The organism is Pauljensenia sp. UMB3104, from assembly GCF_030217285.1.
Taxonomy (GTDB): Bacteria; Actinomycetota; Actinomycetes; order Actinomycetales; family Actinomycetaceae; genus Pauljensenia.
On sequence record NZ_JASONN010000242.1, the window covers coordinates 1 to 287 of the forward strand.

Annotated in this window: 1 pseudogene; it reads left to right on the forward strand. The window is 56.8% G+C overall.

The window, feature by feature from the left end:
- Positions 1–287, forward strand: a pseudogene (locus QP415_RS11550) (long-chain fatty acid--CoA ligase); the annotation flags it as partial.

Here is a 287-nt window from a genome sequence, read left to right on the forward strand (position 1 = left end):
CTTCTGTTCCTTCCCGTGGCACACGTACTCGCTCGCTTCGTCATGCACGTGGTGATCTCCGGCCAAGGAACACTCGGATTCTCCCCCGACATTAAGAACCTGCTTCCCGACATTGCCTCATTCAAGCCCTCCGTGTTGTTGGTTGTCCCGCGCGTCCTGGAAAAGGTCTACAACTCCGCAGCCGCGAAGGCCGGTAAGGGCATTAAAGGCAAGATTTTCTCCTGGTCCGCCAAGCAGGCAAGGTCGTGGGCAACTTCGAAAGAAAAGACGCTTGGCCCATCGCCGTT